The 16,154-nt window shown below is 39.8% G+C and carries 16 protein-coding genes; 5 read left to right on the top strand and 11 right to left on the bottom strand.

The genetic code is table 11. The features are described 5' to 3' along the window. Positions 1-76: 76 nt before the first annotated feature. The 3 genes from arsC to arsR all read right to left on the bottom strand — a co-directional run bounded on the left by arsC (position 77) and on the right by arsR (position 2,161). Complete coding sequence (arsC, locus tag NSQ99_RS10665; RefSeq protein ID WP_251665300.1) at positions 77-478, bottom strand: arsenate reductase (thioredoxin); 402 nt, start codon at positions 476-478, stop codon at positions 77-79. 15 nt (positions 479-493) lie between these two features. After that, the gene (locus NSQ99_RS10660) at positions 494-1,789 is read right to left on the bottom strand and encodes an arsenic transporter (protein WP_340836497.1); all 1,296 of its coding nucleotides are present in this window, start codon (positions 1,787-1,789) and stop codon (positions 494-496) included. Between the two features lie 69 nt (positions 1,790-1,858). Further along, positions 1,859-2,161, bottom strand: a complete 303-nt coding sequence (gene arsR, locus NSQ99_RS10655) for an arsenical resistance operon transcriptional regulator ArsR (protein WP_340838775.1) — start codon at positions 2,159-2,161, stop codon at positions 1,859-1,861. Between the two features lie 227 nt (positions 2,162-2,388). On the opposite strand from arsR, the gene NSQ99_RS10650 reads away from it, so the two are divergent. Continuing rightward, positions 2,389-2,835, top strand: coding sequence for a hypothetical protein (locus NSQ99_RS10650; RefSeq protein ID WP_340836495.1), 447 nt, complete (start codon positions 2,389-2,391; stop codon positions 2,833-2,835). 58 nt (positions 2,836-2,893) lie between these two features. Here NSQ99_RS10650 and NSQ99_RS10645 read toward each other — a convergent pair whose 3' ends face one another. After that, complete coding sequence (locus tag NSQ99_RS10645; RefSeq protein WP_340836494.1) at positions 2,894-3,868, bottom strand: hypothetical protein; 975 nt, start codon at positions 3,866-3,868, stop codon at positions 2,894-2,896. 200 nt (positions 3,869-4,068) lie between these two features. Here NSQ99_RS10645 and NSQ99_RS10640 point away from each other — a divergent pair, with 200 nt between their 5' ends. Together NSQ99_RS10640 and NSQ99_RS10635 are read left to right on the top strand one after the other, a co-directional pair. Further along, positions 4,069-5,031: a TRM11 family SAM-dependent methyltransferase gene (locus NSQ99_RS10640; protein WP_340836492.1), complete on the top strand. Its 963-nt coding sequence runs from the start codon at positions 4,069-4,071 to the stop codon at positions 5,029-5,031. A 38-nt stretch (positions 5,032-5,069) separates the two neighbouring features. Continuing rightward, the gene (locus NSQ99_RS10635) at positions 5,070-5,546 is read left to right on the top strand and encodes a GNAT family N-acetyltransferase (protein ID WP_340836490.1); all 477 of its coding nucleotides are present in this window, start codon (positions 5,070-5,072) and stop codon (positions 5,544-5,546) included. A 116-nt stretch (positions 5,547-5,662) separates the two neighbouring features. On the opposite strand, the gene NSQ99_RS10630 is transcribed toward NSQ99_RS10635, so the two are convergent. Next, complete coding sequence (locus NSQ99_RS10630) at positions 5,663-6,955, bottom strand: MFS transporter (RefSeq protein ID WP_340836489.1); 1,293 nt, start codon at positions 6,953-6,955, stop codon at positions 5,663-5,665. A 205-nt stretch (positions 6,956-7,160) separates the two neighbouring features. Between NSQ99_RS10630 and NSQ99_RS10625 the strand changes: the two genes are divergently transcribed. After that, positions 7,161-8,510, top strand: a complete 1,350-nt coding sequence (locus tag NSQ99_RS10625; protein WP_251665293.1) for an amino acid permease — start codon at positions 7,161-7,163, stop codon at positions 8,508-8,510. Positions 8,511-8,565: 55 nt separating this feature from the next. Here NSQ99_RS10625 and NSQ99_RS10620 read toward each other — a convergent pair whose 3' ends face one another. The 5 genes from NSQ99_RS10620 to NSQ99_RS10600 form a co-directional block, all read right to left on the bottom strand. After that, positions 8,566-9,159, bottom strand: a complete 594-nt coding sequence (locus NSQ99_RS10620) for a LysE family translocator (protein WP_340836486.1) — start codon at positions 9,157-9,159, stop codon at positions 8,566-8,568. Positions 9,160-9,284: 125 nt separating this feature from the next. Next, positions 9,285-10,139, bottom strand: a complete 855-nt coding sequence (locus tag NSQ99_RS10615; RefSeq protein WP_340834468.1) for an IS3 family transposase — start codon at positions 10,137-10,139, stop codon at positions 9,285-9,287. A gap of 20 nt (positions 10,140-10,159) precedes the next feature. Continuing rightward, on the bottom strand, positions 10,160-10,849 hold the full coding sequence (locus tag NSQ99_RS10610; RefSeq protein WP_340834466.1) for a helix-turn-helix domain-containing protein: 690 nt from the start codon (positions 10,847-10,849) through the stop codon (positions 10,160-10,162). A gap of 244 nt (positions 10,850-11,093) precedes the next feature. Further along, the gene (locus NSQ99_RS10605) at positions 11,094-12,806 is read right to left on the bottom strand and encodes a hypothetical protein (RefSeq protein ID WP_340836485.1); all 1,713 of its coding nucleotides are present in this window, start codon (positions 12,804-12,806) and stop codon (positions 11,094-11,096) included. A gap of 12 nt (positions 12,807-12,818) precedes the next feature. After that, entirely contained in the window at positions 12,819-13,202 is a 384-nt protein-coding gene (locus NSQ99_RS10600; protein ID WP_340836484.1) for a hypothetical protein, read from the bottom strand. Between the two features lie 220 nt (positions 13,203-13,422). Here NSQ99_RS10600 and NSQ99_RS10595 point away from each other — a divergent pair, with 220 nt between their 5' ends. Continuing rightward, entirely contained in the window at positions 13,423-14,601 is a 1,179-nt protein-coding gene (locus NSQ99_RS10595; protein WP_340836483.1) for an MFS transporter, read from the top strand. A gap of 109 nt (positions 14,602-14,710) precedes the next feature. On the opposite strand, the gene NSQ99_RS10590 is transcribed toward NSQ99_RS10595, so the two are convergent. Beyond that, positions 14,711-16,042 (bottom strand): acyl-CoA thioesterase/bile acid-CoA:amino acid N-acyltransferase family protein, encoded by a 1,332-nt coding sequence (locus NSQ99_RS10590; RefSeq protein ID WP_340836481.1) that lies wholly within the window; start codon positions 16,040-16,042, stop codon positions 14,711-14,713. Positions 16,043-16,154 lie beyond the last annotated feature (112 nt).

Below are 16,154 nucleotides of genomic sequence, written 5' to 3'. Positions count from 1 at the left end.
AAAATGGCAGCCTAATATTTTTGTCGGCTGCCGCTTAGTATGAAATATCATAGTTTTTTGCCATGTTTACTGCTTCTTATTTCCCGGTTTCAGCGAAATGCTTGATCCGATCACCAATCTCGTCACGAACACGCTGAAACTCTGACCATTCTTTTCCTGCTGGATCATCAAAGCCCCAGTGTACTCGTTCTATATGTGGAGGAGTAACTGGACAATTGTCTGCTGCATGTCCGCAAAGAGTGACAATTAAATCAGCTGTATTCAATATTTCGGGATCAATCACATCCGATGTTTGTTTTGAGATATCAATTCCCGCTTCTTTCATAGCTTTAACGGCATTTGGGTTTAAACCGTGTGCTTCAAGTCCCGCACTTTTTACCTCCCACTCCTCTCCTAAATGCTTTTTTGCCCAGCCTTCAGCCATTTGGCTTCTGCAAGAATTTCCAGTGCATAAAAAATATATCGTTTTTTTAGTCATAATGGTTGTCCCCTTTTAGTTGATTAGTATAGAAATGTATAGTCCAATTAAAGTAATGAACAGAATAGGAATCGTTAAAATTATACCTGTTTTGAAATAGGTTCCCCATGAGATTCTCACTCCTTTTAACGATAAAACATGAAGCCATACTAAGGTTGCTAACGATCCGATAGGTGTAATTTTCGGACCTAGATCAGAGCCAATGACATTGGCATAAATAAGAGCTTCCCTTATCGTGTCAGAAGTACTCGTTTCAGCAATAGCTAAAGCATCAATCATAACGGTCGGCATATTATTCATTATTGAAGATAAGAAAGCAGCGATAAAGCCCATACTTATCGTTGCAATAAATAAGCCTTGATCCGCCGTTGCTTGAATGACAGCAGCTAGCGATTCAGTTAGCCATGCATTACCTAAGCCATATACAACAACATACATTCCTATCGAGAAGAACACAATGGCCCAAGGTGCACCTTGAACAACTGTTTTTATATTTACCGCACTACTCTTGCGGGCCATCAATAAAAAGAAGATGGCAATGAACCCAGCTACAATCGATACAGGTATTCGAGTGAATTCACTCGAAAAATATCCAATTAGTAATAAAGCGAGGATATACCAGGAAAGGCGAAACATTTTTAAGTCCTTGATCGCTTCGCTAGGTTTATTTAATTTTGATAAGGCATACGTATTTGGTATGCTCTTTCTAAAGTAAATATATAAGACACTAATTGTGGCTCCTATTGAGAACAAGTTAGGAATCATCATTCTAGAAGCATATTGTACAAACCCGATATTAAAGAAATCGGCAGAAACAATATTAACTAAGTTACTAACAACGAACGGTAATGAGGTTGTATCTGCAATAAATCCACTTGCCATAATAAATGGAAAAATCATTTTCTCCTTAAATTCCAAATGACGAACCATCGCTAACACAATTGGAGTCAGTATTAACGCAGCACCATCATTCGCAAATAGGGCTGCGACAATCGCACCTAACATGCTAATAAAGACAAACATTTTAATTCCATTGCCCTTAGCTGCTCGTGCCATATGTAGGGCTGCCCATTCAAATAACCCAATCTCGTCTAAAATCAGCGAAATAAGAATAATAGCAACAAACGATAATGTGGCGTTCCACGTAATGCCAATAACCTCGAAGACATCATCAAATCCAACGACCCCTAATAGCAAAGCTAGGACAGCTCCGCCGCAAGCACTCCAGCCAATATTTAATCCTTTTGGCTGCCAGATAACGAGAATAAGTGTTGATAAAAAAATAATTGTTGCTAATATTGCTGTTGTCACTACATTTAACCTCCATCACTAATACCATGCATACAATTCCTCATATTTATCAAGCCATAATGAGAAATATTAGCAACAGCTTCCTTTTCCTGTTTTCCGGAACACACAACAGAGCTCTTCGGAAAGTAAATGATTAACCTCTGTATCATTTAAATCATAATAGCTCCAAGTTCCTTTTGTTTCCTTAGTAATTAAGTTGGCCTCCAATAGAATTTTAAGGTGATAAGAAAGCTTTGATTGTGTCATCCCGAAAGCTTCTGTTAAATCGCATACACATGTTTGGCCTTTTTGACAAAGCACATACATGATCTCAAGCCGTTTCTGATCAGCTAAAGCTTTGAATTTCTTTTCGTATTGTTCAAACTGTCCCATCCTTGCGATCATGTATAGACCTCTTTTCATCAACTTTTTTTGATGTATATAGTGTATAAAATCGTTTATGCTTTTGCAACTAATAAATCAAATAAAATTGATTTATTATCGAAAGCTTGGAGAATACATTAATGGGTAAGTTACTCACGACTTTAATCGCAACATACATTAGAAATCCTACGTCTAGATAATCAACCAAGAAAGGTGGTTAGCTTGTGAAAAGTAAATTGATACTGGCGAGCAATCGAATATTAGGAATCTGCATGCTTTTGACCATTGTGTTTGCTATTGGATGCTCAACACCGACGATATTATCTAATTCACCGCCTAATGCTAAGGGAAAAGCAGACGGGCAAATGATTGAGTTTATTAAGGGGTCTTATCAGTGGAACCAATCGTTCGCCGACTCCCCGACCCCAGATAGCTTAGTAAAAGATACGACTGTTTACATTATAAAGCCAAGTACAATTCTCACTTTAAATTATGAGGGGAACAAACCCGATAGCGTTTCAGTAACACTTTGGGAGAACTCAGACCAAGTGATACGACCACAAGGAAATACGTTTATACTCCCATCAGAGCCTGGAACCTACGTACTAACTGTCTCGGGTGAATGGTCTGGAAATAATCGGGCCACCAATGCCGCAGCGATTGAAGTTAAAGATCCCCTATAAAATAGGAACTGGGGCATATGTGCCCCAGTCCCCAAATTATTTATATGGCTTAGTCAAACTACATTTTAATTTCAATACCATCTTCGAAGATAACCTTTAACGTAAAGTAATAGTTGCCATTCGTGATCAGATCCCAATACTCAGGTAGATCAGCTTCAGTCAATGTTTTTTCTACGCTGTATTGTAAAGAAGACGTTCCGATACCCGCTTCAGCATCCTCAAGGGCATAACCAAATTCCGCAAGATATTCCTGGAAGGTCATCTCATATGCTAGTTGCCCTGAGGCTAATGCTAATCTATATTGATCCTCTAGCTCTGCATTGTGATTCGTTCTAATGACAACACTACTCGTGATATCAAACTCGGCAATGACATTCTGCTGCTCATCCATTGCCTCCAGTATAACTTTATCGATATCTGCTCCTTCGATCTTTTCTCCTGTAAACCCGAATGAATGTTGATAGACTATTCTGTCTGCTGATGTGGTAGTGCTTGAGCCTAGACTTTGTATACGGTTAGCATAAAATTCATTATATAAATGCAATGAAATTTCATTATTATTCAGCTGTCTAGTTGCTCCATCATCTGCTACCTCGTATAGCTGCAGCTTATAGTTTTTGTCTAAGTCTAGATTAATAATTGAACGATAGGTCAATCCTTCTAGCCTTTCAAACTCAGCAGGATAGCTATCGGTACCACCTAATTCTTCAAATTGACCAACAATGGAACGATTTGAGCCAACTTCCTTCATAATTACTTCAAATTCAATCTCTCCACTTTTCCCAGCTAAATCGACATTCAATATTTTATGCTTATAATCCACGATGAAGTTGTTATTTTCAAGAATGAGATTTTCCATGGAGCTTAATACGTGATTACCATGATTGATGGTTTGATTTAAATAATTTTGATAGAGACTAGCGTTCTCTTCCTGTATTGCTCTCAACTCTTTTTTTATGCTTTGGCCATAGTAAATAACGAGAGCAATCATAACGACTAGCAGTAAAACCGTCATTTTTTTTACTAATTCCATACGTCCTCCTATCCAATATGCCTGTATTTGGCTCATCTATTATAGACATTATAGCAGAAATTGGATGCTGTGGAATTTATCAAGAAGAACTATGGCTCATCTTCTTTATCTAGCATAGGCGCTCTAAGCCGCTATCTGTCTTATTCTAACGTTTTATCGTATAATAAGAAGTTAAAAGAATGCTTTCTCTAGAGAATAGGATGAAAATATTGAGCCAACAGCAGCAATTATTTATTTACACATACGGTTGTCGCCCAGAGGAAACAGAATTGTTTCATTTAGAAGCACGATCGTTTTTTGGAGATGATTACAATAGCAATGAGCCCTATATGATCAGCCCTATTGAGATTGATCCAGATCGCAGCCCTTTCATGCGTGAGCGCTTAGAGATTCTATATGAAGGAGAAAAGCTTTCTGATATTATAGCTCAGGTTGAGCAGCTGGAGTTAAATAACCAAACGTTTAAGATCACCTATATAAAAACGAATGACCTAAAGGACTCCAGTAAAATTGACTATGACGAAAGACGGAATATTGAGCGACAGCTTGGCATGGCCATTGATGGTGAGGCAGATATGCGTGTACCTAATATTGAATATGGCATAGTAACACTTGGTGGTCGTTGGTATTTTGGAATCTATATAAAAAGTAAAGCAATATGGCTCCAACATATGCATAAACCAAAGAGCTATTCCATCGCATTAAGTACTAGAGTTGCAAGAGCGATAACGAATATTGCTGTTCCCGATATCGAAGAACTAACTGTTATTGACCCTTGCTGTGGCATTGGTACTGTCTTAGTAGAAGCATTGTCGATGAATGTTGATATTGTTGGAAGAGATATTAATCATTTTGTAGTAAGAGGAACACGAGAGAATCTGAAGCACTTTAATATGGAGACGGACGTTGTATGCGGGGATATTGCTGAAGTTACCGAGCATTATGACGTTGCTATTTTGGATTTGCCTTACAATCATTTTTCACATGCGACAGAAGAAAATCAATTTTACTTGCTGAAGCATGCTAGACGGATTGCTAATAAACTCGTCATTGTATCGGTCGCAGATATTGACCATATGCTTAATGAGCTAGGCTTCACCATTGTAGATCGTTGTACTACGCGAAAAGGAAACTTTATTCGCCAAATCATCGTATGCCGTTAAACCGTAGCATCGTTGCTGAGAACATAAGGAGAGAACAGATGATTATACGTCAGATAGACAAACAGGACAATGATCGTATTAAGCAAATCATACAGGACTCGTTGAAATCGCTTGGCTTAGCGATACCAGGCACTGCTTATTATGATCCTCAGCTAGGAGAACTATATCAATATTATAACAGCTTAAAGCATGCGATTTACTGGGTCGTTGAGCAGGATAAAGAAATTGTTGGTGGGATCGGCATTGCACCATATAACGAGCAAGATCGGGTATGCGAATTGCAAAAGCTATACTTAACACCGCAGGCACAAGGCTTAGGGATTGCAAAAAAGCTGATGGAAACAGCTCTGTCCTTCGCCTCACAGTATTATACAATGTGCTATCTAGAAACAAAGCACGAATTAAAGGCTGCTTGTCGCTTATATGAACGATATGGATTCCAGCTTTTACAGGAACCGTTGCCAGGCTCCGAGCATTCAGCGATGGATGCATGGTATATCAAAGAACTGCATTGATCATTTAAGACATTTCATTACAATAAAAAAGAATTATGAAAGTTAAGGATTAGATTAAACCACTTTCATAATACTTTTTTCGTGCCCTAAGTTAGAATGGATTGTATAATTTAATGCTAACGAATTCTCTGTGGAATAATCGGCTTAGCAACATTTATTACATTGGCTTCATTACCATTTTCGTTACGCTCTTGTTTTTCTGTTTCCCCAGTATCACCGGGCTTAACAGCAAATAATGTTAACAAACCTCCAATAACCCCAAGACCAGCCATTGTACCGAATAATGCCCAATGACCGCCTCCCATTAATAACGATACTGCCGGAGGACCTAACGTAACCCCTATAAAGCGCATGCTGCTATATAGAGATGTAATTGTCCCTCTATTATCCTTCTCGATGCTTCTTGTAATTAAGGCATCCATGCATGGCAATACAATCCCTACTCCAATCCCACTTAATATGAGAAAGCCAACCATAAAGTAAATTTCATTGGAAAACCCTGTCACTAGCATGGAGGCTCCGATAAGGACCATGCCGCCAAAGCCGAGCCACTTCATACGCACCTTGTTCTCGCCTATGATCTTTCCAGTAATAAAAGAGGCAAGACAAAGTGCAGCAAGGGGGATCGCTAATACATAGCCCTTTGTTGCTCCGAAGAGATTATATTTGGATTCAAGCACCTCAGATAAATAAAACAGCACTCCAAACGTAACAAACATACAGATACCGCCGATAGCAAAGATTGCATACAGCCAGCGCCCTTTTTCCTTTAATATCGCTTTAATTTCCTGCATAAATTCCTTTACTGTTCTTTCGTCACGCTTTGCTGTCGTCTTAGGTTTTTTAACCATAAATACAACAAGTAAAAATGAAATCAAACAAAGAATAGGAATCGCAACAAACGGGGCAAACCAGCTTAGAAGACCTAGGTAAGCGCCCAATATTGGACTTAGCACTTTACCGAAGGTGTTTGCTGTTTCGATCACCCCTAAGCCTTTACTTACCTCTTTTTCATCCTTGAATAAATCACCTATAAACGGGATCACAATTGGAAATGCACCAGCAGCGCCAACTCCTTGCAGGAATCTTCCTGCCAGAATGACATAATAAGTGATTGCCCCTTTCATAAACCATGCTGCAGCTACACATACTGCTCCACCCGCTGCCGTTATAATTAGACATGGCAGAATGACCTTTTTCCGGCCGAAACGATCGGATAGGTATCCAGCGATAGGAATCATGACAATGGCAATTAACCCATATACCGTAATAATCATACTAACCTGAAATGCACTAATGTTAAGCTGCTTAGCGATTTGAGGCAATATCGGGATTAGCATAGAATTTCCAAGCGTCATAATGAGCGGAATAGACGCAAGTGCAATAAGAGCCCCTTTTTGACTCTTCATAGATGATCCACCTCTTAATATTCACTTTGCTGACTATTGTGGGTTAAATTTTCGGATTTATACACCGACTCGGATACATTTAATACCATTAACTACTTGCTGGATATCTTTGTTCGTTGAATGGAAATTTTATATACAGCTACAGTTAGGAATGACAAATTTAATATGGGCATAATACGGAGTAACATTTCCTAGGAGGATTAGAATGACGAGCAAGAATAAGCCCAATATAGATAAGTCAAGTGATAATCAAAATAAGCTTAGCTGGTGGCAATTATCACTATTAGGTGTTGCATGTACGATTGGTACGGGTTATTTTCTAGGTTCAGGACTCGCCATCAATATTGGCGGACCAGCTGCATTAATCTCATTTGCTGTGGCTGCCCTTGGCACTTATCTTGTATTCGATGCGCTGTCACAGATGACCTCCGAGCAGCCATTAGAAGGATCATTTCGCTCATATGCTAAAAAAGCTTATGGCGGATGGGCAGGCTTTAGCAGTGGGTGGGCGTATTGGACGTCAGAATTGTTAATTATGGGAAGTCAATTAACAGCGTTATCGATTTTTGCTCGCTTCTGGTTTCCTAATATTCCAATGTGGATTTTAGCCTCCATCTTTGCCGTGTTAGGCTTATCCATAATTATTGCTGGAACGAAGGGCTTTGAACGGATGGAAAATATTTTTGCTGTGATTAAAGTTTCAGCAATCGTCATCTTTATCGTCATTGCTGCCCTTGCTTTATTTGGCGTACTTGGCCAAGGCAAATCACAGCCTGCCTTTCCGTGGGAGAGCTTTTTCGAGAAGGGCATAATGGGGCTCTGGTCCTCCCTGCTCTTCGCTTTTTATGCATTTGGTGGTATTGAAATTATGGGGATTATGGCGATGAGATTGAAAAAGCCTGAGGATGCACCGAAATCTGGTAAAGTCATGCTCGGCTTGCTTGCGATTATTTACGTATGCTCGCTTATCCTTACCCTAATTTTGATTTCATGGAAGGAGCTGGACACTAGTAAAAGTCCTTTCATGCAGGCATTGAATCAATATCCGCTTCCTTTAGTGCCCCATATTTTTATCGCCATATTAATTATTGCCGGCTTTTCTACAATGGTCGCATCATTATTTGCCATTACAAGTATGCTTGTTACGCTAGCCGAGGATAAGGATGCGCCAAAGCTCTTTGCTAAGCAGGTAATGAATCGCCCATTTCTAGCCATCGGTTTAACGACGATTGGGCTAATTGTGTCGATTGTTTTATCAATGCTGCTCCCTGGTAGTATTTATGAGTATTTTACAACAGCAGCAGGCTTAATGCTTATATACAACTGGGCGTTTATCCTTATTACGTCGGGAAAATTATTGAAACTCAACACGTTAGGTAAGGTTAAGCGGATTACTGGGATCGTTATTATAGGTGTAGCAATCACCGGTTCCTTATTCCATCATACAAGCCGACCCGGATTTTTTGTAAGTGTTGGCTTTCTTGTGATCATTACAACGATTACGTGGCTTCTACGTAAAAAGTGGAAGAAGAAGGAGCTGTCAACCGCTTCATAACTGTTTAGCTTTGTTTTGATCTAGATTTGTTTTGATGCAGCTTTGAGCTACACTTTTACGATAAAAAGAGAAGATCAACCGCCTTATAGCCAAAGTATAAGCCAATCCCAATCAATGATAAGCCAGATAATATCGAGATTCCTTTAAGTGTACGGGCTGTGAACCATTTGCGGGCAAAGCTGGCGATGCCTGCCATCGTTACATCCCAAATGAATATGCCAAAAATAATAGCTAAGCTATAGACGATGAGCTGTTCAATGTTATATTTGGATGCTGTTTCAACGAGCACGGACCCATAAATGCCAAGCCAAAACAAAATTGTCAAAGGATTAGAGAGTGATAGTAAAAAGCCTGATATGAACGATTTTAAGCGAGTGTCTCCGGTCTTTCTTTTACTCTCTTCAGCCACTTGTTCAATCCCCATTAGACTCTCTACACCCGTATAAATGAGAACGAAGCTGCCAAATAGCCATAGAAAGGCTTGCATGAAGGGAATATTAATAAAATGCACGATGCCCATATAAACCATAAGCATATATACAATGTCCGCGGTCATAGCGCCTAAACCAATTAACCAGGAATGCCAAAAGCCTTTTTTAATGCCGGCATCTAACTGAGCAGCATTAATCGGCCCTATCGGTGCAGACAATGATAAACCTAAAAAGATATATCCGAATACAATTTGAAGTGCACCCTGTCAAGTGGACAGTGTAAATAACAAAAATAATTTGCTTGGAGACCTCAGCTCATTTGAATGGAGCTGGGGTCTCTTTATTATGCAGCTTGCCGGTATTCATTTGGTGACAAACCGCCTAGACGCTCTGTATAGCGATAGTTGTTATAATAGAGGATATATTCACTAACATCCTTGAGGACATTTTCATAAGTGTCATACTTTGTAAGATAATAGCTCTCTGACTTGTACGTCCCCCAAAAACGCTCAATCGGCTGGTTGTCCAGGCATCGACTCACGCGAGACATGCTTTTCCTAAATCCGTATTTCACATGGAGTCGGTTATACTCATGGGACGTGTACTGGAAGCCTCTGTCGCTTTGGATGAGCGGGATTACACCAGGATTTTTCTCGTAAGCCTTCTTCAGCGTATCCATTACGAGCTTATTGTTGTTGGAACGACCTAATACCCATGAAACAATGGAGTTATCGTACACATCAATAATCGCGCTTAGATAGGCTTTGCAACCATTTCCATACTTCAGTTCTGTCACATCTGTACACCACTTTGAATTAGGAGAATGGGCATCAAAGCTACGATTCATTACATTTTCAACAATATGGATCTCAGGAGTTTTCACGTAGCTTGGCCGTTTCCTACGAATGACCGCTTTGAGTCCAAGGGCCCGCATGATTCGGTAATATCGCTTCTTGTTATACTTCTTTTTGAGTTTTCGGTTGAGCTGAGTACGTATTTGACGGTAACCGAGTATTCCTTTTCGCTTGTCATAACGAAGCTTTACTTCTTTGGCTAACAAACGGACTTCCATTTCCCTGGCAGATGGCGTCCAGTTTAGCCACTTATAATAGGCAGATCGAGCTACCCCCGCTAGTGCACATAACTTTGTAATGGCGTACCCTTTTTCTTTGTTCAATTCTTGAATCGCTTGATACAAGTTTACGTGTCGAACAAGGGTTAGCGTGTATTTCGTCGCTTGATCTCTTCCAACTTTTTTGCGAAGGCATTCTCCATCTCTAGGTATTCGTTTCGAGCTTCTAGTTCCTTGATCCGTAGCTTAAGACGTTCATGCTCATCTAGCTCGTCTACAGGCTTTTTACGACCACGGTTGTCCTTGAGAGCATCCTCGTTGCCTGCTTGATATTTACGAACCCATGCATAGACTTGCTGATAAGAGACGCCGTACTTTACGATCGCTTTCTGATAATCCATGTTATTAGCGATGGTATATTGTGCAATTTCAATGCGTTCTTCAAACGTTGTTTTACGTCCTTTATTCATAGGAGATAGCCCTCTTCCTTTACGAGTAGGTTTCAATTCTATCTCACCAGTATACTTGGAAATCCATTTCTGCAGGACACTTCTACTTGAAATATTGTGTTTTTTTATTGCAGCTGCTACGGAATAATGACCAGACAATACATCTTTAATAGCAGTTAGCTTTAATTCCTTCGAGTACGTTTTCCATGTATTCGATTCCTTTAATCCATTAAAACCATCCGCCATATATTTTCTTATCCAATCACGAACAGTGAGTGGACTAACGCCTAGCTGTTTCGCTTCATAGGTTGGATTGGATTTGTGTTCTAAACATAGCTGTACGACATACAATTTCGTTTCCAAAGAGGTTAGACTTCTTTTAGACATTAGAAAAACTCCCATCATTGTAGCAGTAGAAGTTTTTGTTTTTTCTACTGTCTACTATGATGGGAGCATATCAATTCCCAAATGACACACTCCCCTATTTTTTAACGTCAGCTTTCATGCTTGTACCATTTTATTCTTGAGATATTTAAAATATGAAAAGGCTACCCATAAAGTGGATAGCCTTTTCAAAATAAACGTCTAAAATATAATCTTAATCGGATCGGACAACCTGCTGCATATCGAGTTATGGTAAATCTACTCCGATATAATAAGCCGAAGTCTGTTGTTGTGCTGTCTGCCATATGACAAGCTCGTTTAACTGATTCCACTGTGCTAAGATCCCAGTTCCTAGCCAGCTTAGCTTATTCTCAACGATATCGATTAACCAATTACCTGACGAAATCTCCACAGCATAATATCGGTTATTCTCAGCGTCAGAATGTGGTAAAACTCTTGCAATGTCAGATTCATGTATATCACCGACAACGGTCTCTAATAAGCTCAGTGCAGCGTCAGGCAGCATGATATCGGCTTCAAGCTTAGTTTTATCCTCATTTAAGTGAATATAAGTCTTGCCACGGTAAAAGCTATCCTCTCCTAATCCAATGATGGGTACGACAATCGTCTGTTCATTAAGCCAAGTCATTGGATATACAAAAAGAAATCCTTCGCTATGTCCGACATAACTAGCTCTCTCTTTTATGAATAAGATATGACCTTCCTCATCCATAACGATCAAATCCGCCTCAGGACCGATCGAAGGATCTGATGGAACAAGAATGGCTATACGACGATTATCTGGGGAAGCAGCGATTCCATAGATAGGTCGATCCGAGTCATATATCTTTTGTAATTCATCAACGTCGTCAGAAGCGCTATAACGATAAATGTATCGATTCCCCTTCACTACGTACGATGTTCCATCTACAACTTGATCCGTGAAGAGTACACTTGTTCCATAATCATTGCCGTAGCCGTTTTCAGCTCCAGGCCATTGCTTGATATGTATTGGTTTCGTTTCACCAGTATCAAGGTTAATCAGTGTCTGACGATCCTGCGTATCATATACCATAAGGGAGGTTTGCTGTTGATTCGTGTTTCGTATCGGCTGCAGTAGAAGCGCAGAATCTAAGTGCTGTTCACGAACGGCTTCACCATGCATATTTATCCACCTTAAACCTTGAAAGGTTGGCTTACCATATAGAATGACTTGATTGCGGTAAGATGGTCTATCCCCTGCAAATGACTCACCAGACACGGTCTGAACAGCATCTAATCGAAAATATACCGCTTCCTTTTCCTCTAAAGTATTGAACCGGACAACAAATCGTTGAGGATCAGTAATATGGACTGAATAGTCAAGCTTCCTCTCCTCTTGTTTCCCGGTAAATGTTACAGTATCCTTTATCGCTTGATATACCGAGTTACGATTCATATCGCGATTAGCCAATACGATCACGCTATTGCTATTCTCATTTATGCTGACATGTAGTAGTGGCTCTGTTACACCAGTTGGGTTCTCTTTTAAGAGCATACGCATCCAGGCAGATGGAAGCTCCCATGCTAAACTTTGATTATCTTCGATCGTGGCATATAGCTTCACGCTAGAGTCCTGAGCGTCGGTGTAACGTAAATCATTCACCTTGTACGTTATCGATGCCGAATCACTGACCACTTCCATGCTGTACATTTCACCTACATGTTCCGGATCGTCAATAAAGGATGGCTTAGCGTCAACTGTCAGCCCCTGCAGTATGGCATCTAACACTTCTTGATCAAAATGTGAAAGATGAACAGATTCATCATGCTTCGAGATTTTAATATATTGTACGTTGTCTATTACTGGAATGCGTTGTTGCTTATGTGAAACTTCTTCCGAGGAATTTGTTTTGCAGCCTGACAACGTAATTAGCATTGTAAGGACAATTATGATAATCGTTATACCACTTCGGTACATTGCACTTCCCCCCTATGAGAAAGCTTCCTTATTCATCATTAAAAATATAAAGATACCCGCTAATAGAAACGACACCATTATTGTCTGTAAAGCCACAACGGTAGCCTGCTTCCCACGAACAGACAACTTAGATATGGACAGCCAATTTAGTACATTTAAATTAAATAAAAGTAAGATCAATATGAGCATATATAGAACTCTTTTAGAATCAGGATTTTCAATCCATATCGTCGGCGCGATAATGAGCAGTAACACGAGAGCTTTATATAACCAATGATACTCCTTATCTACACGAAAATAATAAGGGTTATAGATACCCTTTCTATACTGGATGACATCTTTTATTACAATCAATATTGCACCTGAGATACTTAAAAGCATTAAAACAATATCCAAAGCTATGATATCTCCTTTTATTTAAGCTAATTACGTTCATTATACCAAAGATTACAATTGTTGGAATTGTAATCTTCACGCATTAAAAAGCAGCCCTTCAGATTCAGAATGAGGACTGTTGCATAAAGTTTCACATTATGGAAAAAATGATTGAGCAATGCTGTAGCAACTCATTGAGTAAAGCCTTGAAAGGCGGTTTCGGACTATGGGTAAAATAAAAGTGAAATTGTGGACAAACCAGTACTTAATCATTATTCTATTGTCGTTAGTGATGTTCGCATCCTTTTATATGATTACTGCTGGATTCCCGATCTTTGTGTCAACGATTAGTGATAATCCTGCCATTGCCGGAATTATGACGACAACCTTAATGTTAGCATCGCTTATCACTCGATTCTTTGCCAGTGTAATTATTCAGAAGATCAATATGAAGCTGCTGCTTATTATTTCCCTCATATATTTTCTAGGTACAATCGCACTTACCTTTTTGAACGATTCCGTTGTTTTTCTAATAATCATTCGAGCACTACAAGGTATTGGCTTCTGCATGCTAACCAACTTAGTTTTTACGATTTCAAGTAATATTGTGCCGAAATCGAGACTAGGCGAAGGCATCGTATTTTTCGCAATGTCGACAAGCGTGGGGACAACACTCGGACCTCTAATCGCGATCTCTTACCTTGCAAGATTTTCATTCCGCTCGATGATGATGTTGACGCTTGCGTTGATGTGTTTCTCATTGCTTTGCAGCTTCTTCGTAAAGAATACGAAAAAGAAAGAAGCAGAACGTCCACTTGATCAGACCCAAAAAGAACCCTTCTATAAGTACATGTTCGATAAACGCGTCTTGCTTCCATGTATTTTAGTAGCATTCAATTATATGGCTATCGCAGGAATCGTTAACTTTATGGGGGCATTTGGTAAGGAGATTAATGTAGGCGGAAGCATCTCACAGTTTTTCATTGCACAAGGAATTGCGATGGTCATCATTCGCATGTTTTCGGGCAAAATCTTCGATAAATTTGGTCACAGAGTCCTTATTATACCGGCCGCAATCGCAGGTGCTGGAGGCTTAATTCTATTAGGCTTCTCGACGAAAATGTGGCTCGTATTAGTATCCGGGGTATTGTTCGGTGTCGCATTTGCGATTATCCACCCCGTTATTCAAGCTTGGGCGTTAACGCTTGTTCCGCCTGAGAAAAAAGCAACGGCTAATTCGATGCTTCTCATTTTTATAGACTCAGGCTTGGCGATTGGGTCCGTCGGACTTGGTATATTAGCAAAATGGGTTGGCTATGGCATGACATTTACTTATTCTGCTGCGTTTATGATTGTTATCCTCATACTGTATCTAATGGGGAGCAGAAAAAAGGTTGATTTCGCAGTAAATAAAGGGTAAAGAAATCACATTTATTCAGGTGAAGCTAGTAAAAGAAGGAGCTACAATCATGCAGCTCCTTCAACCTTTAAATCTGTATCTCTATCGTATGAAGAGCATAATCGAATGATCATCTGCTATTATGGCTCACAATCTTGTGTCCTTTAAGCGTCTTATCTAAAAACTTGAGCGTATGTTCCCAGGATTCAAGTGCCGCTTTCGCATTTGCCCTTCTTGTTCCACCAAATATCATTGTCATATTATAGTTGGTATCACCTACTGTTTGTGGTAGATTAGGCAGACTGCCTGGGAATGCAGCAAAGTGCCCTGCGTCCTCATAATAAATATATTCATTCAGTTCATGGAAAGGGTGGTTGCTGAGTCTTTGCTCCATGCGTTTCGTAAAGAATTCCGCAGGTTGAACATGATCATCTCTTCCAGATAGAAACATCATCGGCGAATGAATGTTTTCAACCGCTATCGCGTTATCCTCTAATTGTCTTGTATCTTGCAGATTTCTATGAATGGACGGTAGGCCAGAATAAGGCTTGCGGAAGATCCAATGATAAAAAAACGTAGCAGTATCGCCCAGGGTCCTTTTTGCTTTAAAATACTTTAACGGCTTGCCCTTAAAAGTCCATGCGGGCGCATCGATAGGCTGAAAGTTAACAACACCTGAAAAGACAACTGCACTCGGTGCAACGGCGATAACAGACTTTAATTTAGGATAATGAAGCGCATAGAGCAGTGTCAGCTCTGCACCTCGTGAAAAGCCAATCATTCCAAGGTTATGGTGATCAACGTTGGTCTTGCTTTCTAAATATTGAAAAGCATGATCTACATATTCAAGCGGGATGTTCTCAATGCCCTTCGGCAAGCCCTCTCTTCCAAAATAAGCAAGTGCCAGTACAACATACCCTTGAGCTGCAAGCATTGCCGCTGCTGCTTCATGTACAGCTCCGTCAGATCCACCCACAACAATGACTGCGGGATATTTTCCTGGCTGTTTTGGAGAATAGGTCGTTCCAAGGATGGATTCGTTCGCTATGGATTCTTTTACAACTTCTTCTACTGGATAAAATGTACGGATGATAGATTGAGAATCTACTAATTGGTCATTGTCATAGGCATGTAGGCGAATTTTAATTGGATCTGAAGAATGCTTTACGAATCTACCTTCTTTCTTCTCTACACTTCGCATAGACCATATTAAGCCCATGCTGTCTACACCTTCATAATCCCCAGCAATAGGAGCTTGCTTGCTTAAATTAATGATGCCATGCTCATTCGTATAAAAGGCTGCGCTTGAACGAAACATATTGCGTTTATCATCTTCTGTAGTCGCTTCTATCCTAAATTTTTTTAGTGGTTGATTCGTATGTAGTTGTATCGTAAATTGTTCATCTATGCCTGATCTTATCGCTGAAACAAACAGTCTAGCCATTGGTTTACGTTCGCTCATTGCTACACCTCATTTGCAATCAATAATCGTTCGTATCCTCATTATATTAAGCAAAGTGTTTAAGATTGCTAATACTGAATAATAATAGCTCTTTCTAAGCAGAATCATTTAT

This window comes from Paenibacillus sp. FSL W7-1287 (assembly GCF_038004245.1).
GTDB classification, from domain to species: Bacteria; Bacillota; Bacilli; order Paenibacillales; family Paenibacillaceae; genus Pristimantibacillus; species Pristimantibacillus camelliae.
The sequence above is the reverse complement of the archived record's forward strand: the minus strand, read 5'-3'. Positions and strand labels throughout refer to the sequence as shown.